Source organism: Streptomyces sp. NPDC107654 (genome assembly GCF_055639035.1).
Window position 1 is genome coordinate 56,416 of sequence record NZ_JBVKBI010000017.1, and the last position, 25,592, is coordinate 82,007.

The window sequence follows — 25,592 nt, forward strand, 5'->3', positions numbered from 1 at the left end:
GGAGCACCCGGTGACTGACTCGACCATCATCTACACCTACACAGACGAGGCCCCGGCCCTGGCGACGCATTCGTTCCTGCCGGTGATCCAGGCGTACGCCTCGCAGGCCGGTGTGCCCGTGGAGACGCGCGACATCTCGCTGGCCGGGCGCATCATCGCCGTCTTCCCGGAGTACCTGAACGAGGACCAGCGCATCCCCGACGCGCTGACCGAGCTGGGTGAGCTGGCCAAGACCCCGGCCGCCAACATCATCAAGCTGCCGAACATCTCGGCGTCCATCCCGCAGCTGAAGGCCGCCGTCGCCGAACTGCAGGGCAAGGGCTACGCGCTGCCGGACTACCCGGACGACCCCAAGACCGACGAGGAGCGCGAGATCCGCGCCCGCTACGACAAGATCAAGGGCTCCGCCGTCAACCCGGTCCTGCGCGAGGGCAACTCCGACCGCCGCGCGCCCGCCTCGGTGAAGAACTACGCCAAGACCCACCCGCACCGCATGGGCGCCTGGACCTCCGAGTCCAAGACCAACGTGGCGACCATGGGCGAGAACGACTTCCGCTCCACCGAGAAGTCCGTCGTCGTCTCCGAGGACGGCGCGCTGAAGATCGAGCTGGTCGGCGAGGACGGCACCACCACCGTCCTGAAGGAGTCCGTACCGGTCCAGGCGGGCGAGGTCGTCGACGCCTCCGTCATGCACGTCGCGGAGCTGGAGCAGTTCCTCGCCGCGCAGGTCGCCCGCGCCAAGGCGGAGGGCGTGCTGTTCTCCGTGCACCTGAAGGCCACGATGATGAAGGTCTCCGACCCGATCATCTTCGGTCACGTGGTCCGCGCCTTCTTCCCGAAGACGTTCGCGAAGTACGGCGAGACCCTCAAGGCGGCCGGCCTCACCCCGAACGACGGCCTCGGCGGCATCCTGAAGGGCCTGGAGAGCCTGCCCGAGGGCGCCGAGATCAAGGCCTCCTTCGACGCCGAGATCGCCGAGGGCCCGGACCTGGCCATGGTCGACTCGGACAAGGGCATCACCAACCTGCACGTGCCGTCGGACGTCATCATCGACGCCTCGATGCCGGCCATGATCCGCACCTCCGGCCACATGTGGGGCGCGGACGGCCAGGAGCACGACGCCCTCGCCGTGATCCCGGACTCCTCCTACGCCGGTGTCTACCAGGCCGTCATCGACGACTGCCGGGCCAACGGCGCCTACGACCCGTCCACCATGGGCTCGGTCCCGAACGTCGGCCTGATGGCGCAGAAGGCCGAGGAGTACGGCTCCCACGACAAGACCTTCGAGATCGCGGCCGCCGGCACGGTCCGCCTGACCGACCAGGCCGGCAACGTGCTGATCGAGCAGCCGGTCGCGCAGGGCGACATCTTCCGCGCCTGCCAGACCAAGGACGACCCGATCCGCGACTGGGTCAAGCTGGCCGTCACCCGCGCCCGCGCCACCGGCGACCCGGCGGTGTTCTGGCTGGACGAGAACCGCGCCCACGACGCCCGGCTGATCGCCAAGGTCAAGCAGTACCTGCCCGAGCACGACACCGAGGGCCTGGACATCCGCATCCTGTCCCCGGTCGAGGCCACCAAGCTGTCGGTGGAGCGCATCCGCCGCGGCGAGAACACCATCTCGGTGACCGGCAACGTGCTGCGCGACTACCTGACCGACCTGTTCCCCATCCTGGAGCTGGGCACCAGCGCCAAGATGCTGTCGGTCGTCCCGCTGATGGCGGGCGGCGGCCTGTTCGAGACGGGCGCCGGCGGCTCCGCGCCGAAGCACGTCCAGCAGCTGGTCAAGGAGAACTACCTGCGCTGGGACTCCCTCGGTGAGTTCTTCGCGCTGGTCCCGTCCTTCGAGCAGTACGCCGAGGCCACCGGCAACACCCGCGCCAAGGTCCTCGCCGACACCCTCGACCGTGCCACGGCGACCTTCCTCAACGAGGACAAGTCCCCGACCCGGCGTGTCGGCGGCATCGACAACCGCGGCAGCCACTTCTACCTGTCCCTGTACTGGGCGCAGGAGCTGGCGCGGCAGACCGACGACGCCGACCTGGCCAAGGCCTTCGCGCCGTTCGCCGAGACCCTCGCCGCGAACGAGCAGAAGATCGTCGAGGAGCTGAACGCGGTCCAGGGCTCCCCGGCCGACATCGGCGGCTACTACCAGGTCGACAAGGCCAAGGCGGACGCGGTCATGCGCCCGTCGGCCACCTGGAACGAGGCGCTGGCGTCCCTGGGCTAGTGCCCGCGGCGCCCGAGCCGGTGCCTCGCGGCGCCTGAGCCGCCGCGGTGACGTGCCCTCCGCCCCGGTCGGGAACCCCCGGCCGGGGCGGAGGCGTGCCGGGAGCCGGGGCGGGGGCCGTTGTCAGTGCCGTGTGGCACCTTGATCACGCAGGTGCCTCGCTCCTGCACGCCCCGACCACCCAGGACCTCAGGAGCAGCCGGTGTCCCACGACGCCCCCTCGTTCGACCTCCTCCCCGGTGCCGCCGACTCGCCGGTGCTGCTGCACGTGCCGCATTCCGCGCGGGCGATACCGGACGACGTGCGGGCCGGCATCGTGCTGGACGACGCCGCGCTGGAGCGGGAGCTGGACCACATCACGGACGCGCACACCGCCGAGATCGCCGAGCGGGCCGCCGCGCTCGCCGGGCTCCGCCCCTGGCGGTTCGTGAACCGGCTGTCGCGGCTGGTGGTGGACCCGGAGCGGTTCCCGGACGAGCGGGAGGAGATGACGGCCGTCGGCATGGGCGCGGTGTACACGCGGACCACGCACCGGACCGAGCTGCGCCCCGCGGACACCGACCCCGAGCCCCTGCTCGCCCGGTACTTCCGGCCCTACGCGGCGGCCATGACACGGGCGGTGGCCGGGCGGCTGGCCGCGACCGGCCGGGCCGTGATCATCGACGTCCACTCGTACCCGGCCGAACCGCTCCCGTACGAGCTGCACGGGAGCGGTCCGCGTCCGCCGGTGTGCCTGGGCACGGACGGCTTCCACACCCCGCCCGGCCTGGCCGAGTCCGCCCGCGAGGCGTTCGCCGCCTGCGGCGGGACCGGCCTGGACAGCCCGTTCGCGGGCACGTACGTACCGCTGGACTTCTACGGCACGGACGCCCGGGTCGGCGCGCTGATGGTGGAGATCCGCCGGGACACGTACATGACGGAACCGGGCGGCCCCGCCGGCCCCGGCCTGGACCGGCTCGCCACCGCGCTGGCGGCGCTCGTGGACGCCCTCAGGCCGTGAGCCACTCCGTGACGATCAGCTCCGCGCCGGTCCGCAGCCGCAGGGCGAACGGGCCGGACGGCGGGGTGTCGCCGGTGAAGCGGCCGAGGGGGTCGGCGGTGAGCGGGCGGACGGCCTGGGGGCCGCCGAGAACCTCGATGCGGGCCGGCTGCGGTGGCAGCAGCTGGCCGATCAGACCGTCATCGGTGACCTCCACGTCGACGGTCGTGCCGCCCGCGCGGAACGTCAGCATGCGCGGCGCGTCCACGGCCCCCCTGACCGGCAGCGCGTCCACGAGCGAGTCGAAGGTCAGCTCGGCCAGCCGGGCGTCCAGGTCGTGCAGCGCGAAGGCGTCCAGGGCCGTCTGGAGCAGCTCGGCCGGGACCGGGTCCAGCACGGCGGCGGCCTGGCGCAGCTCCTCCTCCAGCACGGCGTCCGCGAACTCCTCCGGCCCCTCGGGCATGTGGTCGTCGCCGTTCACAGCGCACCCCGCGCTTTCATCCGGGCCCGCAGCCGGCGCAGACAGCGCTGGCGCAGCGGGCCGATGCTGCCGACCGCGATACCGAGCGCGGCCGAGATCTCCCCGTAGCTGGGCGGCGGCGAGGCCATCAGCACACGCAGCAACTGCCGGCAGCGCTCGCCCAGTCCGTCCAGCTCCTGCCAGAGGCGGCGGACCCGCTCCGCCCGGTCCGCCTCCTCCTCCGAATCGATCAGCGTCTCCTCGGGCGTGCGGTCCTCGCTGGCCCGGTCCAGCACCCGCGGGTCGTCGGTCAGGGTCAGCCGCGCCAGGCCCTTGAGCACCTTCAGGCACTCGTGCCGGGCCGTACTGGCCAGCCAGGCACCGGCCTTGTCGGGTTCCCGGATCCGGCCCAGGTGCTGGGCGAAGCGGAACCAGGTGGTCTGGAAGACCTCGTGCCCGTCGGCGTCCGACAGCCGGTGCGCGCGCACCACCGACCACACCAGCGGACTCAGCCCTTCCACCAGCGCCTTCCAGGCCGCGGCGTCCCCGTCGACGGCGGACTGGACCAACGCGCCGACCTCTGCTCGGTCCACGGCTCCACCCCTTGTGTACGGCCTGTCATCGTACGCCGTGGAGCGGAGCGTTCCGGCCCTCACGCGGGCACGGCCGGGACCCCGGCCGGGACGGGGCGCCAGGTGGGCGGGCGGAGCGCCGGTACGTGCGCCCCGCGCACCTCTGCCCGGTCCGTGGCGGACGCCAGCAGCGCGGCGCCGGCCGCCCTCGGGTCGCGCTCCCGGTACGCCGTCATCCGCGCGGCGACGAGTCCCGCGGCCACCGGGGCGGCGAAGGAGGTGCCGCTCCACTGCGCGAGGCCGTCGAACATCACCTGGTCCGGCTTGGCGCCCGTGTTCTCCCGGCCCTCGCTCAGCACGCCGGTGTGGCGCGGGAACCGGCAGGTGCAGGGGTAGTCGGTGACGCCGTAACGGCAGGAGTCGAAGGTGGAGTGCTGGTAGACGTAGGGCACGGGGGTGGTGAAGCCGGTGAGGGCGCTGGTGAGGCGCTCGCCGGGGGCGTGGACACGCACCCAGGATCCGTGGTTGGTGAAGCAGGCACCCGACTCGCCGTCCGCGCGCAGGGCGCCGACCGAGAGCACGCAGTCCGCGTACTCGGGCAGGGCGGCGTAGGCGGCGGGCCAGAACGGGGTGTCGCTGCCGTTGTTGCCGGCGGCGGCCACCAGCAGGGTGCGCTGCTCGCGCAGTTCCCGCATGAACGCGTCCAGGCCGATCAGACCGTCCGGGTCCGTGCTGGGCGTGCCCGCGGAGAGGCTGAGGATGTCCGGCCAGCCGTCCCGGTCGACGGCCTCGAAGAGCAGCCCGCCGAACTCGGACTCCAGCACGGCCCCGGCGTCGTTGAGTGTGCCGCGCACGGTGATGTCGGTGTTGGGCGCGACGGCTGCGAGGACCCCGGCGATGAACGTGCCGTGGCCGACGTACTGGCGGAGCACGCCGTCGCCGTCGGTCTCGGTCAGCTGGGCGTCGCCGGTGGTGTGGGAGAGCAGCGGGTAGGAACGGTGGTCGTGCACCAGACCGGTGTCGACCACGAGCACGCCGACCGCGGTGGCCGGGTCGTACCTTCCCTCGGCGGCGGCGGGGTTGGCGGCCTCGGTGCGTGCCACGGGCACCGGCTCGTCGCCGGGGCAGGCGTTGACCGCGATGTGCACCACATGGTTGCGGCCGGCGAGTCGGCGGCCCTGGCGCTCCTCGGCCTCCCGCACCGCGCGCAGTGCGTGCGGCACGGTGTCCTCGCCCCCGGCCGGGTCGCCGACCCGGATCCGGGTGACGCCGGTGCGGCCCGCCCGGGGGCCGACGCGGCGCACATGATCGGGGACGAGGCCCCGGGTCTCGGTGAAGTGGGCGCGCACGGCGTCCTCGACGAACCGGGCCTCCTCGCCGTCCCGGACCAGGACGACGCCCTTCTCGTAGAAGTGTCCGGCCGAGTCGTCCGGCCCCATGGTCAGGGGTACGTCCGGCAGGGAGCGCTGGATGTGGTGGAACTGCTCGTGGAATCGCTGTGGTGCCATGTGGTGTCCTCCCCCTCAAGACGGTGTCCGACAGTGAGAGTCGCCGGACCACCGTCTGATACAGCAGGCCACTACCATGCGAGACGTGACAGCGGGAAGCGAGTCGGTTCTCGAACTGCTGCCCTTGGTGTTCGCCGACCCCGGCGAGGCCCGGGCGCGCGCCGAACAGGTCCTGGGAGCCGGTCCACCGCCGCTGCACGCCAGCGTGGCCCACCAGGTGCTGGGCATCTGGCAGCGGGACTTCGGCGATCTGCGGATCGCGCTCCGGCACCTGCGGCGGGCCCGGGACCTGGCCGCGCGCGCCGAGTCGGCCGACCGGGAGGCCGATGTCCTGGCGACGCTGGGGGTCGCACTGGTGCACGCGGGGCGCACACGGCAGGGGCTCGCGTCCTTCGAGCGGGGTGTCGCCCGCGGCGGCGGACACACCCGGGCCCGGGTGCTGTACCGGCGGGCCTACGTGTGGTGGGTGCTGGGACGCCACCGGGAGGCCCTGGAGGACGTACGGCGGGCCCTTCCCGTCCTCCGGCAGGCCGCCGACGACATCTGGACCGCGCGGGCGCTGACCCTGCGGGCCACCGTGCACCTGGCGCTGGGCGCGGTGGAGCGGGCCGTCGCGGACTTCACTGCGGCGGAGCGGCTGTGGGACACCACCGGCCAGGAGCACGACAAGGCGGACGCGGTGGAGAGCCGGGGGCTGGCCGCGTTCCGGTCCGGGGACGTCCCGGCGGCGCTGCGGCTGCTGGACGAGGCCGAGGAGCGCTACGCCAAGCTGGGCACCCCGACGTACAACCTGTCGATCCGGCGCTGCGAGGTGCTGATGGCGGCGGGGCTCGCCCCGGAGGCCTTGGTCGAGGCGGACGCGGCGATCGCGCTGCTGGACCGGATCGGCGGGCAGTCCACGCGCAAGGCCGAGCTGCTCCTCGCCGCCTCGTGGGCGGCCCGCTCGGCGGGCGACGCGCACACCGCCGTGGCCCGCGCCGCCGTGGCCGTACGGCTGTTCACGGCGCAGCGCCGGACGTGGTGGGAGACGCACGCCCGGCTGGTGCTGCTGGAGGCGCGGGTGGCGGCCGGGCGCCGGTCGGGGCGGATGGTCGCGGACGCGGCGGCGGTCGCCGAGCGGCTGGCCTCGTTCGGCTCGCCCGCCGCACCGCAGGCCTCGCTGCTGGCGGGCCGGATCGCGCTGGTGCTGGGCTGGACGGCGGACGCGGAGCGGCACCTGGCGGTGGCCGCGCGCAGCCGGCACGGCGGTCCGCCGCCCGCCCGGATGACGGGCTGGGCGGCGCAGGCGCTGCGGGCGCGGGCGGCCGGTTCCCGGCGCGGTGTGGTGGAGGCGTGCCGGCGCGGCCTGGACGTGCTGGACGACCACCGGATGACGCTGGGCGCCTCGGAGCTGCGCGCCCACGCGACCGCCCAGGGCGCCGAACTGGCCGCGCTGGCGCAGGAGGTGGCCCTCGCCCAGGGCAGTGCGCGGCGGCTGCTGGAGTGGAGCGAGCGGTGGCGGGCGACCGTGCTGTCCACGCCGCCGGCCCGGCCGCCGGAGGATCCGGCGCTGCTGAGCGGGCTGACCGCCTACCGGGAGATCGCGGCCCGCGCGGAGGCCGCCCGGATGGAGGGCCGCCCGGTGCCGGCGCTGGAGCGCGAGAGGCGGCGCCTGGAACGGGAGATCCGCTCCCGCACCCGCCACATGGGCGGGGCGGCCGCCGACGCGGGCGACCGGTTCGACGTGGGCCGGCTGCTGGAGCGGCTCGGTGACGGGCGGCTGGTGGAACTCGCCGTGGTGGACGGCCGGGTGCACGTCCTGCTGTGCGGGCAGGGCCGGGTACGGCGGTTCGCCGGCGGTGCGCTGGCGGAGGCGGTGGCCGAGGCCGAGCATGTGCAGGCCGGACTGCGGCGGCTCGCGCACCCCGGGGCCGAGGCACGGCTGCCGCTGGTGGAGGCCGCGGGCCGGCGCCTGGAGGAACTGCTGCTGGCGGGGGCGGTGCCGCATCTCGGCTCGGGCGAGGTGGTGATCGTGCCGCCGGGTTCGCTGCACCGGGTGCCGTGGGCGCTGCTGCCGGCGCTGCGGGAGCGCGTGCTCAGCGTGTCGCCGTCGGCGGGCAGCTGGCTTCGCGCCCGCGAGACCCCGGCGCCGCCGGACGGCCCGCCGGTGCTGGTGCGCGGCCCCGGCCTCGCGACGGGCGGCGCGGAGGTCCCCGAACTGGCGGACCGGTACGGCACGGCGACGGTCCTGGAGGACGACGCCGCCCAGGTGCCGCGGGTGCTGGCGGAGCTCGACGGCGCGTGCCTGGCCCACCTCGCGGCGCACGGCACGTTCCGCGCCGACAGCCCGCTGTTCTCGGCGCTCCGGATGGCCGACGGCCCGCTGATCGTCCACGACTTCGAACGCCTGGCCCGCAGCCCGTACCGGATCATCCTCTCCAGCTGTGACACCGCCCGTCTCGCCTCGGTCGGCGCCGACGAACTGCTCGGCGTGGTCACCGCGTTGCTGCCGCTGGGCACGGCCGGCGTGGTGGCGAGCAGCGCACCGGTCAACGACGCGGCGGTGGTCCCGCTGATGCTGGCCCTGCACAAGGGCCTCGGCTCGGGCCTGTCCCTGGCCGAGTCCCTCCGCGACGCCCGGGCGGCCCTGCCGGGCGACGCGGTGCACCAGGCGACGGGGTGGGCGTTCGCGGCGTTCGGGGCGGCGTGAGACCCGGGGCGGCGTGCGCGGTGCCTTCTACGCCGTCTCCCTCTCGGTCGTGTCCACCAGCCAGGGCAGCGCCCCCCGGTCCCCCGTGCCCAGCCGGGTGTAGGCGCTGTAGAGATGGTTCCCGACCGTCCGCACGGACAGCGTCAGCTTCTCGGCGATCTCCCGGTTGCTCAGCCCCGCCGCCGCCAGTTCCACGATCTGCCGCTGCCGGGCGGTGAGTTCGCCGAGAACCAGCCCGGCCAGCACCGGCGTACGCGCGCCCTGGCAGCGGCGGGCCAGAGCGGCGGCCCGGGTGCGCGAGAGCCGCGCGGCCCGCGGATCCCGGTGCACCCGCGCGGCCTGCGCGTGCGCCTCCGCCGCGTACAGCGCGAACCCGCGCTCCGCCAGCGCCTGTGCGGCCCGGTCCAGCGCGTCCCCGTCCCCGCGCGCGAGCGCGTCCGCGTGCCGCGCGAGCACACTCCCGGCCGGCAGCCGCCCCACGGCCCGCCCGGGCTCGCCGAGGCGGACGGCCGCGTAGGGCGCGAGGACGTCGTCCGGGTCGTCCCCTTCGCGGGGCTGCCCGTCGGCCCGCTCCAGTTCACGCCGGCAGCCGGTGTCATCCGGCGCCTCCCGCAGTCCCTCCCGCGCCCAGGCCGCCGCCTCCCGCGCCTCTCCGCGCAGGCGGGCGAAGCGGGCGCGGGCCTCGGCGTACCGGGCCGGCACCGGGCCGCCCTCCGTGAGCAGCCAGTCCCCCGCCGGCGTGGGCACCGGCCGGACGTCGAGCTGTTCCGTCCGCCGCGCCAGGGTGCGCAGTTCGGCGGCGAGCGCCGGGCCGTGGGCGAAGGGCGCGCGGGCCAGCCGCCGGGCTCGCAGCCGGCCGGCCGTGGCGCGCAGCGCGGTCCCGTGCAGGGGGTGGGCGAGGGTGACGCCCCCTTGCTCGTCGACGTCGACCAGGCCGTCCGCCTCCAGGCGTTCGAGGGCGTCCAGGTCCAGCTCGTCCGCCGGCAGCGGCAGGGGTTCGGCGAAGGCGAGGCGTTCCAGGGCGTCCCGTTCCCCGGGCCCGGTCCGCTCCAGGGCGGGGGCGAGCCGCTCGCGGACGGCCGGGGTGACCGGCAGCGCGCCCCGCCAGGCCCGCTCCCCGGTGCCGGGGACGGGCGTCAGCCGGCCGGACCGGATGAGCGCGGTCACCAGGTCGCGCAGCAGCCGCAGATCGCCCCGGCAGGCCTGGTGCAGCCGGCCCGCGGTGAGCGGTTCCAGGCCGGCCCCGGCGAGGAGGTGGGCGGTGTCCTCGCGGGGCAGCGGATCGAGGGCCAGCCGGGGCAGCAGCTCCCCGGTCCACAGCCGGGACACCGCGCCCGGCGCGGGCGTACCGTCCGCCGCGGCCACGATCAGACGGGTGCGGCCCCGCACGGCCAGCTGGTGGACCAGGGCGGCGGAGGTCTCGTCCAGCAGCTGGGCGTCGTCCACGACGAGGAGCCGTACGCCGGAGAGCGCGCGGACCGCGCGGTGCAGCGAGACGGTGTCGGGGAGCAGGTGCGCGAAGGCGGCGAGGGGCAGGTCCCGGGCCTCGGGCGTGCCGGTCACCCGGGCGTGGTCCGTGCCCCTGACCGCCTCCGTGATCAGCCGGGTCTTGCCGCGGCCCGCCGGTCCGGTCACCACGACGCCGGGCCGGCCGGCGCTCAGCGCACCGCGCACCAGCTCCAGTTCGTCCGCGCGGCCGGTGAACGGCCACGGCAGCTCCAGGGTCTTCGCGTCCTGTCCGTAGGTCCTCACACCAGACAGAGCGCGCGTGCTCAGGTTTGATACAGGGCGACTTGAGTAGCCCCCGACTCAGGCGGTCGGGGCGGGACGGGCGGCACGCTGGCCGCATGACCCGACGCCTCTGCTCGCTCCCGCGGCAGCCGGCCCCGTCGTTCGCACCGGGGCTGACCGCCGAGCGGCTGGGCGCGCTGCTCGCCGGGCGGCGGATGTGGGTCAACGGCACGGTGCTGCACTACTGCTTCCTGGACGCCCCCACCGACGCCTCGGTCATCGCGGTCCCCGGGACCGGGGAACTGCGCCGGGTGCCGTGGGCGGGCGGCGAGGAGCAGCGGGACGTGGTCCGCGGGTGCCTGCGCGAGTGGCAGGACCTCGGCATCGGCGTCACCTTCGCCGAGGTCGGCGACCGTCACGAGGCGGAGCTGCGGATCGGGTTCCAGGCGGGTGCCGGGTCCTGGTCGGCGGTGGGCCGGGACGCGCTGTCCGTCGGCCGGGGCGAGCGCACCACGAACCTCGGCTGGGACGTGACCGCGCCCGGGGAGCGCGGGACCGTCCTGCACCAGATCGGGCACGCGCTCGGGATGGCGCACGAGCACCAGAGTCCGTTCGCCGGGCTGCACTGGGACGACGAGGCCGTGTACGCCGAGCTGGCGGGCCCGCCGAACTTCTGGAGCCGGGAGACGACGTACACGAACGTGCTGCGCCCGCTGGACGCCTGCGAGGCGGGGGGCTCGGTGTGGGACCCGCAGTCGGTCATGACGCTGCCGTTCGGGCCGGGGCTGGTGCTGGAGCCGGAGCAGTACCGCGGGGGGCTGCGGCCGTCCGGCGCCCCCTCCCCGGCGGACAAGGAGTTCGTGCTCCGCTGGTACCCGCCCGCCGCGCCCTCCGGGCCGGCCGCGCTGGTGCCGTTCCGATCCGCTCCGCTCGGTCTCGGACCGGGCGAGCAGGCCGACTTCACCGTCGAGCCGCCGGAGACCCGCGCGTACACCGTGGGCACCTTCGGCGACGCCGACACCGTGCTCGTGGTCTTCGAGGAGCGCGACGGGGAGCCGCGCTTCCTCGCGGGCCACGACGACGGCGGCGGGCCGGACACCGCCGCCGTCCGGGTCCGGCTCGTCAAGGGCCGCCGCTACGTCGTCCGGGTCCGCCTGTACTCCACGTGGGGGTCGGGAGAGACAGCGGTCATGTGCTGGTGACAGCACACGGACGGCGGGGAGCCACGGTCCGGCGCCGGGGGAACGGGCGTGGACGTCACCTACGGGGGAGGTGACGTCCACGCCCACGCCGTCGGCTCCGTGGGCGCGGGGACTTCAGGACGCGGCCCGCTCGGGCGCGGCACCGGCGCCGGCGTCGGGGTGGGCGAGGCCCAGGTGGTCGCGCAGGGTGGTGCCCGCGTAGTCGGTGCGGAAGACGCCCTGTTCCTGGAGCAGCGGGACGACCTTGTCGGCGAACGGGTCGAGTCCGCCGGGGGTGATGTGCGGGACGAGGATGAAGCCGTCGGAGGCGTCGGCCTGCACGAAGTCGTTCACGGTCCGTGCGACGGTGGCCGGGGCGCCGACGAAGGTCTGCCGGTTGCCGGTGTTGATGACCAGGTCGCGGATGGACCACTTGTTGGCCTCGGCGAGCTGCCGCCACTCGCGGGCGATGGCGACCGGGTCCCGGTACATCCGCACCTGGGCGCGGCCCCGGGATATGTGCTCCTCGCTCACCACCGGGTCGACGTCGGGCAGCGGGCCCTCCGGGTCGTACGCCGACAGGTCCCGGTTCCAGACGAACTCCAGGTGCTTGATGGCGGTGGCGCCGCTGACCTGCTGCCGGCGGACCTCCCGGGCGAGTTCGGCGGCCTCCTGGTCGGTGTCGCCGAGGACGAAGGTCGCGGCGGGCAGGATCAGGAGCTGGTCGGGGCGGCGGCCGTACCGGGCGAGGCGGGACTTGACGTCCGTGTAGAAGGCCTGGCCCTCCTTCAGCGTGGCGTACCGGCTGAAGATCGCGTCGGCGCCGGCGGCGGCGAACTCGCGGCCCTCCTCCGAGTCGCCGGCCTGGAAGACGACCGGGCGGCCCTGCGGGGAGCGCGGGACGTTGAACCGGCCGTGGATGTCGAAGTGCTGCCCCTGGTGCACGAAGGCGCCGGCCCGGGCGTCCCCGAGGAAGGTGCCGGTGGCCTGGTCGGCGAGGATCTCGTCGCCGCGCCAGGAGTCGAACAGCTCGTGCGCGGTGGCGAGGAACTCCTTGGCGCGGGAGTAGCGCTCCTCCTGCGGCAGGAAGCCGCCGCGCCGGAAGTTCTCGCCGGTGAAGGCGTCCCAGGAGGTGACCACGTTCCACGCGGACCGGCCGTCGGAGAGGTGGTCGAGGCTGGCGAACTGGCGGGCCACCTCGTACGGCTCGTTGAAGGTGGAGTTGATGGTGCCGGTCAGGCCGAGCCGGTCGGTGACGGCGGCCAGCGCGGCCAGCACGGTGAAGGTGTCGGGGCGGCCGACGACGTCCAGGTCGTAGATCTCGCCGCCCTGTTCGCGGAGCCTGAGCCCCTCGGCGAGGAACAGGAAGTCGAACTTGGCGCGCTCGGCGGTCCGCGCGAAGTGGACGAAGGAGCTGAACTCGATGTGGCTGCCGGCGGCCGGGTCGCTCCACACGGTGGTGTTGTTGACTCCGGGGAAGTGGGCGGCCAGGTGGATCTGCTTCAGCGGCTTGCTCATGGCGTGCGGTCGTCCTCTCCGGCGTCTCAGGCTGCTGCGTAGCGGTTGGCGGGGCGGCTGAGGCCGAGGAGGCCGCGCAGGGTGCCGGCCTCGTAGGCGTCCCGGAAGCGGCGGCGGCGCCGCAGCTCGGGGACCAGGTCCCGGGTGATCCGCGGCAGGTCGTGGCAGGCGGCCGCGGGCCGCAGCCGGAATCCGCTCAGCCCCCCGGACGCCAGCTCCTCCAGCAGGTCGGCGAGTTGGGCGGCCGTGCCGGTGAAGATCCGGGCGTCGCTGGTGTACGGCTCGCCCGCGAGCGTGTCGAGGCGGTCCCGGCGGTCCTCCGCCCCGGCCCGGCTGTCGTCCAGGAGGACGACGAGGTCGCCGAAGACGTGCAGGGTCTCCCCCGCGCGGCCCGCCGCCTCCTGCTCGGCGCGGATCTCGGCGACGATCGCCCGGGCATGGTCGGCGTCCCGTGGGGTGACGTAGCCGATGTCGGCCTGGCGGGCGACGAGCCGGTACGCGACGGTCCGGTGGGCGAGGGCGGTGACCAGGGGCTGGCCCTGCGGGGGGCGGGGCGTGATGGAAGGGCCCCTGACGCTGAAGAAGCGGCCCTCGAAGTCGATGTAGTGCAGTTTGTCCCGGTCGATGAAGCGGCCGGTCGCCGCGTCCCGGATCTCGGCGTCGTCCTCCCAGCTGTCCCAGAGCCGGCGGACCACTTCCACGTGGTCGGCGGCCTCGTCGAACAGGTCGGTGAGCGCCTCCCGCGCGTCCGGGCCGTCGAGGCCGTCGGAACCGTCGATCCGGGGGACGGTGCGCCGGCCGAAGTGCGCGGCCTCGTCGGGGCGGAGGGTGGTCCGCACGCGCAGACCCGCGCGTCCGGCGCTGACGTGGTCGAGGGTGGCGATCGCCTTGGAGATGTGGAACGGCTCGGTGTGGGTGGTCACGACGGTCGGCACCAGGCCTATGCGGCGGGTGAGCGGGGCGACGCGGGAGGCGATGAGGACCGCGTCGAGCCGGCCGCGGACCTGGTCGGTGCGCTCGTCGGGCGCGAAGGGCAGGGAGGACTGCGGGCCGAGGCCGTCCTCGATGGTGACGAAGTCGAGGAGACCGCGTTCGGCCTCGGTGATCAGGTCGGTCCAGTAGCCGGCGGTGAACAGGTCCCGGGGGCGGGCGTCCGGCTCGCGCCAGGACGCCGGGTGCCAGCCGGTGCCGTCCAGGGCGACGGCCAGATGCAGGGGTGCGGGGGAGGTCGAGGACACGTCGGTGCCTTCCTTGATGTCCGTACGAGAACACCGGCTCGCGGTGCCGACGGCGGCCGGGGCGGACGGCGTCGGCCACGGGCGAGCGCGGCGGGAGAAGACCCGGGCCGGGAGGAGGGCCGGGGGAAGGTCAGGGGCGACAGAGCGCGGCGGACACGCGCTGGAGGTCTATGTGCGGCCGGGAGTGCAGGCGGACGGAGCGGTACGGGGGCACGGAGCGCGACGGGCGTGTCTGCCGGGGCACCCGGGTCACTGCCGTCACCTCCCTGCGCCGGACACGGCGGGCCGGGCCGACGGCCGCCTTCCGCATCTCGTATCGGATCCCGTCGTGACACTCAACGCCCGGCCGGCGCCGGTTGTTCCCGGACTGCGCACCTGCACGACGGGGGAACGGCGGCGCAGAGTGAACCCGATCGACTCGTAGAGCCGGACGGCGGACGTGTGGTCGGCGGCGGCGTCCAGGAACTTGGTGTCCCGCGCTCCCGGATCCCCGCCGCGACCGCGCGCACCAGCCGGGCCGCCGGCCCCCGGCCGCGGTACGCGGGGTCGGTGCACACCGCGCTGGCCTCGGTCCGGCCGGGCAGCCGCAGTCTCTCTCCCACCATGGCGACGAGCCTGCCGTGGTGCCTGATGCCGAGGTGGGTGCCCCGCTCGACGGTCCGTCGCAGGAACGGCCCGGGCCGGGTGCGGGCGACCAGGTCGAGGACCTCGGGGACGTCCCCGGGCCCCAGGCGCACCGCCTCCGGGTCCGGTTCGGAGCGTGGCGCGGTGTCGACGAGCTGGACGCCCTCGCCGTCCCCGAGCGTCTCCCACCCGTCGGGGACCCGCTCGACCGGCTCGACCCGTACGGTGGTTCCCGGTCCGACGAGCGTGCGCAGGTCGTCCCGGGCCGCGGGGTCGGCCGGGTCGGCGACAGCCGCGAAGGCGTAGGTCCCCGGCCGGAAGCGGGCCGCGCGCCCGAACCGCTGCGCGAGGTGGGCGTGCGGGCCGTCGAGGGCGGCCCGGACGGCGTTGTCGAGAGCGGGGGCCTCGGGCAGGAAGGGGCCCGCGCCGGGCACGTGACCGCGCATCAGGAGTTGTCCAGCGGCAGCCCGGGCGGGTTGACCTCCGACTTCGCCAGGGACTCGTTGGAGAGGTTGTAGGCGGCCAGCAGCTTGCCGTACTGCCCGTGCTCGACCAGGTAGTTGACGGCCTCGGCGACCGGCTCGGCGAGGTGGCTGTCCTTCTTGGCGGTGGCGGCGATCAGGCCCTGGAGCGTGGCGCCGGCGCCGGAGAAGGTGCCCGCGTCGCGGGTCGGCTCGGGGGTCTTCGCGGTCTGCCGGACACGGTAGGAGATCGTGGGGTTGGGGCCGAAGTAGGCGTCGATCTTGCCGCTTCTGAGGGCCAGGTCGATGGCGTTCTGGTCGGGGAAGTACTTGACGGTGAGCTTCTTTCCCTCCTTGGCGAGCCTGCCCTTCCACTCCAGCAGGATCTTCTCCTGGTTGGTTCCGGAGCTCACGCTGACCGTCTTGCCGGCGAGGTCCTGGTACCGGCCGTCGAAGTTCCACGGGTTCTTCTTCAGCACCTCGAAGGCCAGGTCGTCCTTGCGGTAGGAGGCGAAGTCGTACTTCTTCTTGCGCTCCTCGGTGACGGTGACGTTGGAGAAGGCGACGTCGACCTTCCCGCTGTCGACGCCGACGAAGAGGTTCTCCCAGGTGGAGTTGCGGACCTCGGGTCGGAGGCCGAGCACCGCGGCGACCAGGCGGCCGAGGTCGGGTTCGGAGCCGGTGAGGGTCTTCTGGTCGCTGCCCAGGAAGGTCAGCGGCGCGGATCCCGAGGGCAGGGCGCCGACGCCGATGACGAGCTTGCCTCTCCTGCGGACGGAGGCGGGCAGGTGGGCGCTGATGGACTTCACCTCGGAGACCTTCAGCGCGGTCTGGGTGGCGGCTCCGTTGGACAGCCGCCCCACGGTCACCGTGCCCGTGGTGTCGGTCGTGGCGGCGGCCTCGCTGTCACCACCGCAGGCGGTGAGCCCTCCGGCGAGAAAGAAGGCGGCGGTGGCCGCGGTGAGGCCGCGCAGGAGGCCGCGTCGGGAGAGGTGGCTGGGCATGGCTGTCCTTGTCGTTCGCAGAGTCGTCGGGATGGCGCGTTCGGGTTCCGGGCCGGTGCGGGTCAGAGCACCTTGCCGAGGAAGTCCCGGGTCCGCTGGTGCCGCGGGTGGTCCAGCACCTGTGCGGGCGGGCCCTGTTCCACGATCCGGCCGCCGTCGATGAAGACGATCCGGTCGGCGACCTCGCGGGCGAAGCCGATCTCGTGGGTGACGATGACGAGGGTGGTGCCGCTGGTCGCCAGGTCCTTGATGACGGCCAGGACCTCGCCGACGAGTTCGGGGTCGAGTGCCGAGGTCGGCTCGTCGAAGAGGATGATCCCGGGCCGCAGGGCGAGGGCCCGGGCGATGGCGACGCGCTGCTGCTGGCCGCCGGACAACTGCCGGGGACGGGCGCCGGCCTTGTCGCCGAGGCCCACGCGGTCGAGGAGTTCGCGGGCCAGTTCCACCGCCGCGGCCTTGGTCAGCCGGCGCGTGGCGACGGGGGCGGCGGCGACGTTGTCGAGGACGGTCAGGTGCGGGAAGAGGTTGAAGTTCTGGAAGACGAAGCCGATCCGGCCGCGCTGGGCGAGGAGGGCGCGCTCGCTGAGTTCCTTCAGCCGGTCCCCGTGCCGCTTCACCCCGATCAGCTCGCCGCCGACGCTGACGTGACCGGTCTCGGGCTTCTCCAGGTGGTTGATCACTCTGAGCAGCGTCGACTTGCCGGAGCCGGAGGGCCCCAGGATCACCGTGACCTCGCCGGGGCGGACGGTCAGGTCGATGCCGTCGAGGACGCGGTGGGTGCCGTACCACTTGTGGACGCCGTGCACCTCGAGCGCGGCGGGGGCGGTCGTCGGGAGGGTCTGCGCGGTGCTCATACGGCGGCCTCCCGGCGCAGCCGGTCGCGCAGGAAGGCCAGGCCGGCCCGCGCCTTCCGCAGGGGTGTCGGCGGCGGGGTGCGGGTGGCGCCCCGGGCGTGGTACCGCTCGACCTGGAACTGGACGACGGACACGGCGCTGGTGAGGATCAGGTACCAGACGGTGGCGACCATCAGCAGCGGCACGACGTCACCGGGATAGGTGCTGCTCATCGACTGGACGGTGCCGAAGATGTCGAGCAGGGAGACGTAGAAGACCAGGGACGTGCTCTTGACGAGTCCGATCAGCTGGTTGACGTAGTTCGGGGTGATGGATCTCAGGGCCTGCGGGAAGACGATCCGGCGGAACTGGTAGCCCTTGGGCAGGCCGAGCGCGGCGGCCGCCTCGTGCTGTCCCTGGTCGACGGAGAGGATGCCGCCGCGCACCACCTCGGCGGCGTACGCCGCCTCGTTGAGGCTGAGACCGATGACGGCGATCGTCATGTCGGTGGCCGGCTTCGACTCGTCGAAGGTGAGGAAGGCGGGGCCGAAGGGCACGCCGAGACTCAACGTCTTGTACAGGGCACTGAAGTTGTAGAGGAAGATCAGCACCACGATCAGCGGTACGGAGCGGAACAGCCAGGTGTACGTCCAGCTGACCGCGCGCAGCACCGGGCTGCCGGAGAGCCGGCCGAGGGCCAGCAGGACCCCGCCGAGGAGTCCCAGGACGGCGCTGAGCGCGGCGACTTCCAGGGTGACGAGGAGGCCGTCGAGGACGGCGGGGCGCAGGAACCAGTAGCGGAAGCGGTCCCACTGGTAGAAGGGGTTGGTGACCAGTCCGTGCAGGACCTGCGCGACCAGCACGAGGACGACGGCGGTGACGATCCACCGGCCGGGCCGACGCAGCGGCTGAACGCGCTGGGCAACAAAAGCTTTTGACGGAGTGTCGGTCGGCGTGGGCGGCGCCTCGGCCAGCGAGACGGCGGCGCCCGGCGGTTCACTCATGGCAGGCTCCGGCGGAGTCGGACACCCCCGGGTGCCGCGCACGGGCGGGCGTGGGCCGCGACGGCACTACGGCACGGGGCGGCGCACGGACAGGCACGGGACCGGGGGCTGGGCGGACGGCGGCACACCACGGGGACGGTGTGCGGCGGGAACGCGGGGGCTGGGAGGAGACGTCAGCCCTGACAGCGGGCAGAGCCCGGTGCGGTACACAGTGCGCTGTTCACACGGAGCAGGTCGACGACGCGGTCGGCGACGAGGAGACCGGCGTACGACGGTACGCAGCCCTGGGGGCGGCTCACGGCCGTCCTGGGAACTGCGTACATGGCGTCACCTGTCACTGTTCCGGGCCCCGGAGGGCCTCGCGCTTACCGAAAAAGAGTCATCCGGTCCGGTCGTCACCTGGGGCACCCCACCGCGGTGCGAGGGTTGCCGGTCAGCGAGCCAGGGCTTGGCGCTGACGCTCATGACCGTTCTTGAGCCGTAAGTAAGGCAGTTGGCCGTTCGATTGTCAACGGCCGTCCGCCCCCGGGACATCGGGGGCCCGCTCCCACCTGCGGGAAGCGTCGTGGGTTTCCGCGGCGTGGGCCGCCCAGTCCAGGATCTGGACAGCGGCTCCGGCGGCTTCCAGGCCCTGGCAGCGGCCGTGGTGGCGGCGGGCGATGCCGTCGAGGTCGAGGTGGCGGCCGAACGCGGGGTGCGCGGCCAGCCGGCGGGCGTACGCCCACAGGGCGCGGTGGCCGGCGATGCGGTGCACGGCGGAGGCGTCGAGGTGGCAGCGGTGGACGGTGTCGAGCCGGACGAGGGTCACCCACAGCTCGATGTCGGCGGCGGTGGGCCGGTCGTCGGCGAGGTACGACTCCCCGCCCAGCCCTCGCTCCAGCCGGCCCAGGGTGTCGAGCAGCACGTCGAGGGCGGCGGCCCGCTCCGCCGGGTCGGCACCGGCCCGTCCCGCGCGCTGCGCGGCCTCCTCGATGCCCTCGGCGCACATCCGCTCGACGGCCTCGATCACGGACTCCAGCCCGGAGGGGTACAGGCGGGCGCCGCCGCCCGGACGGAACCGGTCCAGGTCGCGCAGGATGTCGGGCGTGTGGGTGCTGACGATGCGTCCGGACCAGTCGTCGCCGAGCACGGGCCCGAGCGCCGGTCCGGTGTGGTGGTGGGCGCCGGCCTCGTACAGGGGGCGCAGGGCCGAGTGGCCGCCGTCGGGACGGTCCGGGACGGCGGGCAGGAGGGTGACCGGACAGCCGTCGTCCAGGCCGAGCAGGCTGTGGCCGACGGCGAGGCGCAGCCCGTCGGGACAGGCGGTGGACAGATGGAGCCGGTAGCGGTGCGGCACGGCGTAGTGGCCGCTGCGCGCGTCCTGCCCGATCCGGCCCCGGAAGGCGGGGGCGGGGCGAGGTGCGGCGGTCGGGACGGCGGTGAGCGGAGTGATGGACATGCGTCTCCCCGGATGGCGGGTGTGCGGACGGGCGCACCGGCGCGGACGGGGCCGGTGGGTGGCGGTGAGGGTGCCCGGGTCAGCGGTGGCGGCTGATCGCGCTGCAGACGCGCTGCAGGTCGACGTGACGGCGGGAGGTCAACAGGAGGGCGCGCGACGGCGTCCGGCCCGTACGGCCGGTGCCCGTCGCGAGACGCGCCATGATTCCCTACCTGTTCACTAGGATTCCCTCCCTGGAGTGTCGATCCGGGCTGGTACGACGTCAAGGGGGCGTCCACGCCCGGGACTCGGGCTCGGTCGGGACACGGGCCGGCCGGGGCTCGGGGCCGACCGGGAAAGGGGGGGCGCGACCGGGAGTCGAGGTCGGCACGGGGGACTCCTCAGACAGAGGAACATGTGACATAGTACTGGCGTGACGAAGCGACTGACCTGCGATGTCGTGGTAGTCGGGGCCGGAATGGTGGGCGCCGCCTGCGCCTGGTACGCCGTGCGCGCCGGACTCGACGTGCGCCTCGTGGACCGGGGCCCGGTGTCGGGCGGCACCACCGGCGCCGGCGAGGGCAACCTGCTCGTCTCCGACAAGGAGCCGGGCCCGGAACTCGAACTCGCCCTGCTGTCGTCCCGGTTGTGGGCCGGGCTGGCACGGGAGCACGGCGCCGCGATCGAGTACGAGCCCAAGGGCGGCCTCGTGGTCGCCTCCACTCCCCGGGCCCTGGACGCCCTGCGGGACTTCGCGGCGGGCCAGCGCGACGCCGGCGTCACCGCCGTACCCGTCGACGGCGGCCGACTCGCCGAGCTGGAACCGCACTTGGCGCCGGGCATGGCGGGCGGCGTGCACTATCCGCAGGACGCGCAGGTCATGCCCGCCCTGGCCGCCGCCCACCTGGCCCGCGCCTCCGGTGCCGCCCTGCACACCGGGCAGGCCGTGACCGGGGTGCTGCGGACGGCGGGCGGCACGGTGTACGGCGTCCGTACCGACCGCGGCGAGATACACGCACCCGCGGTGGTGAACGCGGCCGGCACCTGGGGCGGCGACCTCGCCGCGCTCGCCGGCGTCCGGTTGCCGGTCCTGCCGCGGCGCGGCTTCGTGCTGGTCACCGAGCCGCTGCCGCGGATGGTCCGGCACAAGGTGTACGCCGCGGACTACGTGGCCGACGTGGCCAGCGACTCGGCCGGCCTGCGCAGTTCGCCGGTGGTGGAGGGCACGGCCGCCGGTCCGGTGCTGATCGGCGCCACGCGGGAGCGGGTGGGCTTCGACCGCTCGCTGTCGCTGGACGCGGTGCGGGCGCTCGCGGCCGGGGCGGTCGGGCTGTTCCCCTTCCTGGAGCGGGTCCGCGCGCTGCGGACGTACGCGGGCTTCCGGCCGTACCTGCCCGACCACCTGCCGGCGATCGGCCCCGACCCGCGGGCGCCGGGCCTGTTCCACGCCTGCGGGCACGAGGGCGCCGGCATCGGACTCGCCCCCGGCACCGGGCAGTTGATCGCCCAGGCGCTCACCGGGAAGACACCCGAGCTGGATCTCAGGCCGTTCCGTCCGGAGCGGTTCGACACCGAGGGAGGCGACGTACGGTGAATCCGCTGAAGCTGACCCGCGCCCGCCCGGGCGAGGCCCGCACCGTCACCTTCGACGGCCGGCCCCTGCCCGCGCTGCCGGGCCAGACGGTCGCGGCGGCGCTGTGGGCGGCGGGCGTGACGGCCTGGCGCAGGACACGCGGCACCGGCGAGCCGCGCGGTGTGTTCTGCGGGATCGGGGTGTGCTTCGACTGTCTGGTGACCGTCAACGGCCGCCCGAACCAACGGGCCTGCCTGGTGCCGGTGCGCCCGGGAGACGTGATCCGCACACAGGAGGGGACGGGCCCCGTCGATGACTGAACCACCGCGACTCACCGTCGTCGGCGCGGGCCCCGCGGGTCTCGCCGGGGCACTGGCGGCAGCGGCACGAGGGGTCCGCGTGACCCTGGTCGACGCGGCCGAGCAGGCCGGCGGGCAGTTCTACCGGCAGCCCGCCCCCGCCCTCGGCGCACGCCGGCCGCAGGCCCTGCACCACCAGTGGCGCACCTGGGAGCGGCTGCGGGACGCGCTGGCCCGGCACCGGGCGGCCGGCCGGATCATCCATCTGACCGATCATCATGTCTGGTGCGTGGAAAGGGAGCAGGGCTCCGGGACGGTCGCCGTGCACGCCCTGCGCGGCCCGGCACAGCAGGAGGGCGTCACCGTCCGGGCCGACGCCGTGCTGCTCGCCACCGGCGGGTACGAGCGGGTGCTGCCCTTCCCCGGCTGGACGTTGCCCGGGGTCGTCACGGCGGGCGGCGCGCAGGCCATGCTCAAGGGCGGCCTGGTGCTGCCCGGCCGGAGGGTGGTGGTGGCCGGGACCGGGCCGCTGCTGCTGCCGGTGGCCACCGGGCTCGCCGCGGCCGGCGCCCGGGTCGCCGCGCTGGTCGAGTCCGCCGATCCGGCCGCGCTGCCGCGCCGGGCGCCCGCCCTGGCCGCGCAGCCCGGCAAACTCGCCGAGGGCGCCGGGTACGCGGCCCGGCTGCTCCGGCACGGCGTGCGCACCCTGACCCGGCACACCGTCGTCGCGGCGCACGGCACCGGCCGGCTGGAGGCGGTGACGGTGGCCGCGCTCGACCGGGACGGCCGGCTCCGGCCCGGCAGCGCCCGGCGCATCCCCTGCGACACCCTCGCCGTCGGCCACGGCATGCTGCCGCACACCGACCTCGCCGAGACCCTCGGCTGCACCCTGTCCGGCACCGCCGTACGGGTCGACGCCGAGCAGCGCACCGACGTGCCCGGTGTCTGGGCCGCCGGGGAGGCCACCGGCGTCGGCGGCGCGGCGCTGGCGCTCGCCGAGGGGCACATCGCCGGGAGCTCGGCCGCCGCCCGGCTGCACGGCACCGTCCCCGACCCGCGCCGCTGGGCCGCCGCCGACCGGGCCAGGACCCGGTTGCGGAAGTTCGTCACGGCCCTGGACGACGTGTACGCCCCGCCGGCCGGCTGGGCGGACCGGGTCCCGGACGACACGGTGGTGTGCCGCTGCGAGGAGGTCACCGCCGGACAGGTGCGGGAGTCCGCCGGCGCGCTCGGTGCCGGGGACCTGCGCACGGTGAAGCTGCTCACCCGGGCCGGGATGGGCTGGTGCCAGGGCCGGATGTGCGGACCAGCGGTGGCGGGGCTGGCCGGCTGCCCGCTCACCGCCGGACGCCGGCCGTTCGCCCGGCCGGTACCGCTGGGCGTCCTGGCCGCCCTGCCGGAGAAGGAGTGAGCCCGGCACGCCCGACGACACAGCCCCGCACCCTGACAGCCCGGCCCCGCACACCCGACGACACAGCCCCGCACCCCGACGGCCCAGACCGGCACCCGGCACCCAGCAGCTGACAGCCGACAGCCGACAGCCGACAGCCGACAGCCGACAGCCGACAGCCGAGTAATATGTCACACGCTACGAATGAGGGATCACCCATGTCCGAGGCACAGCACCGTCCCTGGCGCGGCATCCTCGTCGCCACCGCCCTCCCCCTGCGCGCCGACCTCTCGGTCGACCACGACCGCTACGCCGAGCACTGCGCCTGGCTCGTGGCGAACGGCTGCGACGGCGTCGTACCCAACGGTTCGCTCGGCGAGTACCAGGTGCTCACCCCGCAGGAGCGGGCCCGGGTGGTGGAGACGGCCGTGGCCGCGGTCGGCGGCGAGCGGGTGATGCCGGGGGTCGCCGCCTACGGCGCGGTCGAGGCCCGCCGCTGGGCCGAGCAGGCGGGCGAGGCCGGCTGCGGGGCGGTGATGCTGCTGCCGCCCAACGCCTACCGCGCCGACGAACGGTCGGTGCTCGCGCACTACGCGGAGGTCGCGAAGGCGGGCCTGCCCGTGGTGGCGTACAACAACCCGATCGACACCAAGGTCGACCTGGTGCCCGAACTCCTCGCCCGGCTGCACGGCGAGGGACTCGTGCAGGCCGTCAAGGAGTTCTCCGGTGACGTCCGCCGCGCCTACCGCATCGCCGAACTGGCCCCGGAACTGGACCTGTTGATCGGCGCCGACGACGTGCTGCTGGAGCTGGCGGTGGCCGGCGCCAAGGGCTGGGTGGCCGGCTACCCGAACGCGCTCCCGCGGGCCTCGGCGGAGCTGTACCGCGCCGCGCTGGCCGGTGACCTCACCACCGCGCTCCCCCTGTACCGGCAGCTGCACCCGCTGCTGCGCTGGGACTCGAAGGTGGAGTTCGTGCAGGCGATCAAGCTGTCCATGGACGTCGTCGGGCGGTACGGCGGCCCGGTGCGCCCGCCGCGGGTGCCGCTGCTGCCCGAGCAGGAGGCCGCGGTCCGCGCGGCCACCGAGAAGGCCGTCGCCGCGGGCCTCGCGTAAGGGAGCCGGACATGCGCAGCACACTCGTCCTGCACGCCGTCGACTCGCACACCGAGGGCATGCCGACCCGGGTGATCACCGGCGGGATCGGCACCATCCCGGGCGCGACCATGAACGAACGGCGGCTGTGGTTCCGTGAACACCGCGACGCCGTCAAGCGGTTGCTGATGAACGAGCCGCGCGGCCACTCCGCCATGAGCGGCGCGATCCTGCAGCCGCCCACCCGCCCCGACTGCGACTGGGGCGTGGTCTACATCGAGGTCTCCGGTTATCTGCCGATGTGCGGGCACGGCACGATCGGGGTGGCCACCGTGCTGGTCGAGACCGGCATGGTGGAGGTCACCGAGCCGGTCACCGTCATCCGGCTCGACACCCCGGCGGGGCTCGTGGTCGCCGAGGTCGCGGTGGAGGACGGGGCCGCACGCGGCGTGACGCTGCGCAACGTCCCCTCGTTCGCGGCCGGCCTGGACCGCGAGGTCACCCTGCCCGACGGCCGTACCGTCACCTACGACCTGGCCTACGGCGGCAACTTCTACGCGATCCTGCCGCTCGACACCTTCGGGCTGCCCTTCGACCGGGCCCGCAAGGACGACATCCTGGCGGCCGGGCTGTCCCTGATGGAGGCGATCAACGAGCAGGCGGAGCCGGTGCATCCGGAGGACCCTTCCATCCACGGCTGCCACCACGTCCACCTGTACGCGCCCGGTGCCACGGCCCGGCACTCCCGGCACGCCATGGTCATCCACCCCGGCTGGTTCGACCGCTCCCCGTGCGGCACCGGCACCAGTGCGCGGATGGCACAGCTGCACGCGCGCGGTGAACTGCCGCTGCACACCGAGTTCGTGAACGAGTCGTTCATCGGCACCCGGTTCACCGGCCGGCTGCTGGAGGCGACGGAGGTCGCCGGGGTGCCGGCCGTGCTGCCCAGCTTCACCGGGCGCGCGTGGATCACGGGCACCGCTCAGTACCTGCTGGACCCGACCGACCCGTTCCCTGAGGGCTTCGTGCTCTAGGGGGTCCTCTAGACTCACCCGGTGATGCGTGACATGGCACAGAACACGGCTCAGGGCGCGCGGAACGCGGAGCTGCCCGCCCTCCCCCGGCTGGGCGGCCGGCGGAGCAGCTACCGCGAGCGGGTCGCGGACGCGCTGCGCGCCGCTCTGATCGCGGGCGAGCTGCGGCCGGGCGAGGTGTACTCGGCGCCCTCGCTGGCCACCCGGTTCGGCGTCTCGGCGACACCGGTACGGGAGGCGATGCTCGACCTGGCCAAGGAGGGGCTGGTCGACACCGTGCCCAACAAGGGTTTCCGGGTCACCGTCGTCTCCGACCGGCAGCTGGACGAGTACACGCACGTCCGGGCGCTGATCGAGATCCCCACCGTGGTGGAGCTGGCCCGCACCGCCGACCGTGTCTCCCTGGAGGCGCTGCGCCCGGCGGCCCGGGAGATCGTCGCCGCCGCGGCGGCGGGCGACCTGATCGGCTACGTCGAGGCCGACACCCGCTTCCACCTGGGGCTGCTCGCCCTGGCCGGCAACGCCCACCTGGTCGAGGTCGTCGCCGACCTGCGCAAACGCTCCCGCCTCTACGGGCTGACCGCGCTGGTGGAGGCGGGCCGGCTGCTCGCCTCCGCCGAGGAGCACCTGGAGCTGCTGGACGCGCTGCTGGAGCGCGACGAGAAGGCCGTGCACGCGATCATGACCCGGCACCTGGGGCATGTACGGAGCCTCTGGGCGGCACCGGACTGAGCGCAACCGGCCTCCGGATCG

22 protein-coding genes, 1 pseudogene and 1 riboswitch are annotated in these 25,592 nt (G+C 74.5%); of the genes and pseudogenes, 10 read left to right on the forward strand and 13 right to left on the reverse strand.

Annotated elements, in window-relative coordinates:
• Positions 1 to 10: 10 nt before the first annotated feature.
• Positions 11 to 2,230: an NADP-dependent isocitrate dehydrogenase gene (locus ACZ7N4_RS26730; RefSeq protein ID WP_471362337.1), complete on the forward strand. Its 2,220-nt coding sequence runs from the start codon at positions 11 to 13 to the stop codon at positions 2,228 to 2,230.
• Between the two features lie 202 nt (positions 2,231 to 2,432).
• Positions 2,433 to 3,230: an N-formylglutamate amidohydrolase gene (locus ACZ7N4_RS26735; protein WP_471362340.1), complete on the forward strand. Its 798-nt coding sequence runs from the start codon at positions 2,433 to 2,435 to the stop codon at positions 3,228 to 3,230.
• Here the strand turns inward: ACZ7N4_RS26735 and ACZ7N4_RS26740 are convergent.
• Genes ACZ7N4_RS26740 through ACZ7N4_RS26750 form a run of 3 tightly spaced genes read right to left on the reverse strand, consistent with a single transcriptional unit; the run spans position 3,220 to position 5,749 of the window.
• Positions 3,220 to 3,672, reverse strand: a complete 453-nt coding sequence (locus ACZ7N4_RS26740; protein WP_471362578.1) for a hypothetical protein — start codon at positions 3,670 to 3,672, stop codon at positions 3,220 to 3,222. The genes ACZ7N4_RS26735 and ACZ7N4_RS26740 overlap by 11 nt on opposite strands.
• Before the next feature lie 14 nt (positions 3,673 to 3,686).
• Positions 3,687 to 4,262: an RNA polymerase sigma factor gene (locus tag ACZ7N4_RS26745; RefSeq protein WP_471362343.1), complete on the reverse strand. Its 576-nt coding sequence runs from the start codon at positions 4,260 to 4,262 to the stop codon at positions 3,687 to 3,689.
• A 59-nt stretch (positions 4,263 to 4,321) separates the two neighbouring features.
• Positions 4,322 to 5,749, reverse strand: coding sequence for a S8/S53 family peptidase (locus tag ACZ7N4_RS26750; protein ID WP_471362346.1), 1,428 nt, complete (start codon positions 5,747 to 5,749; stop codon positions 4,322 to 4,324).
• A gap of 85 nt (positions 5,750 to 5,834) precedes the next feature.
• Here ACZ7N4_RS26750 and ACZ7N4_RS26755 point away from each other — a divergent pair, with 85 nt between their 5' ends.
• Entirely contained in the window at positions 5,835 to 8,438 is a 2,604-nt protein-coding gene (locus ACZ7N4_RS26755; protein WP_471362348.1) for a CHAT domain-containing protein, read from the forward strand.
• 27 nt (positions 8,439 to 8,465) lie between these two features.
• Here ACZ7N4_RS26755 and ACZ7N4_RS26760 read toward each other — a convergent pair whose 3' ends face one another.
• On the reverse strand, positions 8,466 to 10,190 hold the full coding sequence (locus tag ACZ7N4_RS26760) for a LuxR family transcriptional regulator AbsR2 (protein ID WP_471362351.1): 1,725 nt from the start codon (positions 10,188 to 10,190) through the stop codon (positions 8,466 to 8,468).
• Positions 10,191 to 10,285: 95 nt separating this feature from the next.
• On the opposite strand from ACZ7N4_RS26760, the gene absR1 reads away from it, so the two are divergent.
• Positions 10,286 to 11,371: a beta-glucuronidase AbsR1 gene (gene absR1 / locus ACZ7N4_RS26765; RefSeq protein ID WP_471362353.1), complete on the forward strand. Its 1,086-nt coding sequence runs from the start codon at positions 10,286 to 10,288 to the stop codon at positions 11,369 to 11,371.
• A 114-nt stretch (positions 11,372 to 11,485) separates the two neighbouring features.
• Here absR1 and ACZ7N4_RS26770 read toward each other — a convergent pair whose 3' ends face one another.
• From ACZ7N4_RS26770 to ACZ7N4_RS26810, 9 genes and pseudogenes are all read right to left on the reverse strand, one after another.
• Positions 11,486 to 12,868 (reverse strand): NtaA/DmoA family FMN-dependent monooxygenase, encoded by a 1,383-nt coding sequence (locus ACZ7N4_RS26770; RefSeq protein ID WP_471362356.1) that lies wholly within the window; start codon positions 12,866 to 12,868, stop codon positions 11,486 to 11,488.
• Between the two features lie 26 nt (positions 12,869 to 12,894).
• On the reverse strand, positions 12,895 to 14,106 hold the full coding sequence (locus ACZ7N4_RS26775; protein ID WP_471362358.1) for an LLM class flavin-dependent oxidoreductase: 1,212 nt from the start codon (positions 14,104 to 14,106) through the stop codon (positions 12,895 to 12,897).
• A gap of 130 nt (positions 14,107 to 14,236) precedes the next feature.
• Positions 14,237 to 14,416 carry a putative leader peptide gene (locus tag ACZ7N4_RS26780; protein ID WP_471362360.1) on the reverse strand — a complete coding sequence of 60 codons (180 nt, stop codon included), beginning with the start codon at positions 14,414 to 14,416 and terminating at the stop codon, positions 14,237 to 14,239.
• Positions 14,365 to 15,176, reverse strand: a pseudogene (locus ACZ7N4_RS26785) (GNAT family N-acetyltransferase). Before ACZ7N4_RS26785 ends, ACZ7N4_RS26780 begins: the two are co-directional and overlap by 52 nt.
• Positions 15,176 to 16,195, reverse strand: a complete 1,020-nt coding sequence (locus ACZ7N4_RS26790; protein ID WP_471362363.1) for an ABC transporter substrate-binding protein — start codon at positions 16,193 to 16,195, stop codon at positions 15,176 to 15,178. Before ACZ7N4_RS26790 ends, ACZ7N4_RS26785 begins: the two are co-directional and overlap by 1 nt.
• A 62-nt stretch (positions 16,196 to 16,257) precedes the next feature.
• Positions 16,258 to 17,049: an amino acid ABC transporter ATP-binding protein gene (locus ACZ7N4_RS26795; RefSeq protein ID WP_471362364.1), complete on the reverse strand. Its 792-nt coding sequence runs from the start codon at positions 17,047 to 17,049 to the stop codon at positions 16,258 to 16,260.
• On the reverse strand, positions 17,046 to 18,032 hold the full coding sequence (locus tag ACZ7N4_RS26800) for an amino acid ABC transporter permease (protein WP_471362367.1): 987 nt from the start codon (positions 18,030 to 18,032) through the stop codon (positions 17,046 to 17,048). Before ACZ7N4_RS26800 ends, ACZ7N4_RS26795 begins: the two co-directional genes overlap by 4 nt.
• 356 nt (positions 18,033 to 18,388) lie before the next feature.
• Positions 18,389 to 18,501: riboswitch (SAM riboswitch) on the reverse strand.
• 39 nt (positions 18,502 to 18,540) lie between these two features.
• Complete coding sequence (locus tag ACZ7N4_RS26805; protein WP_471362370.1) at positions 18,541 to 19,470, reverse strand: glutathione S-transferase C-terminal domain-containing protein; 930 nt, start codon at positions 19,468 to 19,470, stop codon at positions 18,541 to 18,543.
• A 79-nt stretch (positions 19,471 to 19,549) separates the two neighbouring features.
• Positions 19,550 to 19,672 (reverse strand): putative leader peptide, encoded by a 123-nt coding sequence (locus ACZ7N4_RS26810; RefSeq protein WP_471362372.1) that lies wholly within the window; start codon positions 19,670 to 19,672, stop codon positions 19,550 to 19,552.
• A gap of 210 nt (positions 19,673 to 19,882) precedes the next feature.
• Here ACZ7N4_RS26810 and ACZ7N4_RS26815 point away from each other — a divergent pair, with 210 nt between their 5' ends.
• The 6 genes from ACZ7N4_RS26815 to ACZ7N4_RS26840 all read left to right on the forward strand — a co-directional run bounded on the left by ACZ7N4_RS26815 (position 19,883) and on the right by ACZ7N4_RS26840 (position 25,571).
• Positions 19,883 to 21,043, forward strand: a complete 1,161-nt coding sequence (locus tag ACZ7N4_RS26815; protein ID WP_471362374.1) for an NAD(P)/FAD-dependent oxidoreductase — start codon at positions 19,883 to 19,885, stop codon at positions 21,041 to 21,043.
• A complete protein-coding gene (locus tag ACZ7N4_RS26820) occupies positions 21,040 to 21,342 on the forward strand; it encodes a (2Fe-2S)-binding protein (protein WP_471362376.1) in 303 nt (100 codons plus the stop codon). The genes ACZ7N4_RS26815 and ACZ7N4_RS26820 overlap by 4 nt, the downstream gene beginning before the upstream one ends.
• Positions 21,335 to 22,732 (forward strand): FAD-dependent oxidoreductase, encoded by a 1,398-nt coding sequence (locus ACZ7N4_RS26825; RefSeq protein WP_471362379.1) that lies wholly within the window; start codon positions 21,335 to 21,337, stop codon positions 22,730 to 22,732. The genes ACZ7N4_RS26820 and ACZ7N4_RS26825 overlap by 8 nt, the downstream gene beginning before the upstream one ends.
• Positions 22,733 to 22,929: 197 nt before the next feature.
• On the forward strand, positions 22,930 to 23,826 hold the full coding sequence (locus ACZ7N4_RS26830) for a dihydrodipicolinate synthase family protein (RefSeq protein ID WP_471362382.1): 897 nt from the start codon (positions 22,930 to 22,932) through the stop codon (positions 23,824 to 23,826).
• 11 nt (positions 23,827 to 23,837) lie between these two features.
• Entirely contained in the window at positions 23,838 to 24,839 is a 1,002-nt protein-coding gene (locus tag ACZ7N4_RS26835) for a proline racemase family protein (RefSeq protein WP_471362384.1), read from the forward strand.
• Between the two features lie 33 nt (positions 24,840 to 24,872).
• On the forward strand, positions 24,873 to 25,571 hold the full coding sequence (locus ACZ7N4_RS26840; protein WP_471362386.1) for a GntR family transcriptional regulator: 699 nt from the start codon (positions 24,873 to 24,875) through the stop codon (positions 25,569 to 25,571).
• Positions 25,572 to 25,592 lie beyond the last annotated feature (21 nt).

What these genes read in the sequence shown, in the direction of transcription:
- ACZ7N4_RS26740 (WP_471362578.1), bottom strand. Translation starts at nt 3,672, where the DNA reads ATGCCCGAGGGGCCGGAGGAGTTCGCGGACGCCGTGCTGGAGGAGGAG.
- ACZ7N4_RS26750 (WP_471362346.1), bottom strand. Translation starts at nt 5,749, where the DNA reads ATGGCACCACAGCGATTCCACGAGCAGTTCCACCACATCCAGCGCTCC.
- absR1 (WP_471362353.1), top strand. Translation starts at nt 10,286, where the DNA reads ATGACCCGACGCCTCTGCTCGCTCCCGCGGCAGCCGGCCCCGTCGTTC.
- ACZ7N4_RS26770 (WP_471362356.1), bottom strand. Translation starts at nt 12,868, where the DNA reads ATGAGCAAGCCGCTGAAGCAGATCCACCTGGCCGCCCACTTCCCCGGA.
- ACZ7N4_RS26780 (WP_471362360.1), bottom strand. Translation starts at nt 14,416, where the DNA reads ATGCGGAAGGCGGCCGTCGGCCCGGCCCGCCGTGTCCGGCGCAGGGAG.
- ACZ7N4_RS26790 (WP_471362363.1), bottom strand. Translation starts at nt 16,195, where the DNA reads ATGCCCAGCCACCTCTCCCGACGCGGCCTCCTGCGCGGCCTCACCGCG.
- ACZ7N4_RS26795 (WP_471362364.1), bottom strand. Translation starts at nt 17,049, where the DNA reads ATGAGCACCGCGCAGACCCTCCCGACGACCGCCCCCGCCGCGCTCGAG.
- ACZ7N4_RS26800 (WP_471362367.1), bottom strand. Translation starts at nt 18,032, where the DNA reads ATGAGTGAACCGCCGGGCGCCGCCGTCTCGCTGGCCGAGGCGCCGCCC.
- ACZ7N4_RS26805 (WP_471362370.1), bottom strand. Translation starts at nt 19,470, where the DNA reads ATGTCCATCACTCCGCTCACCGCCGTCCCGACCGCCGCACCTCGCCCC.
- ACZ7N4_RS26810 (WP_471362372.1), bottom strand. Translation starts at nt 19,672, where the DNA reads ATGGCGCGTCTCGCGACGGGCACCGGCCGTACGGGCCGGACGCCGTCG.
- ACZ7N4_RS26825 (WP_471362379.1), top strand. Translation starts at nt 21,335, where the DNA reads ATGACTGAACCACCGCGACTCACCGTCGTCGGCGCGGGCCCCGCGGGT.
- ACZ7N4_RS26830 (WP_471362382.1), top strand. Translation starts at nt 22,930, where the DNA reads ATGTCCGAGGCACAGCACCGTCCCTGGCGCGGCATCCTCGTCGCCACC.
- ACZ7N4_RS26835 (WP_471362384.1), top strand. Translation starts at nt 23,838, where the DNA reads ATGCGCAGCACACTCGTCCTGCACGCCGTCGACTCGCACACCGAGGGC.
- ACZ7N4_RS26840 (WP_471362386.1), top strand. Translation starts at nt 24,873, where the DNA reads ATGGCACAGAACACGGCTCAGGGCGCGCGGAACGCGGAGCTGCCCGCC.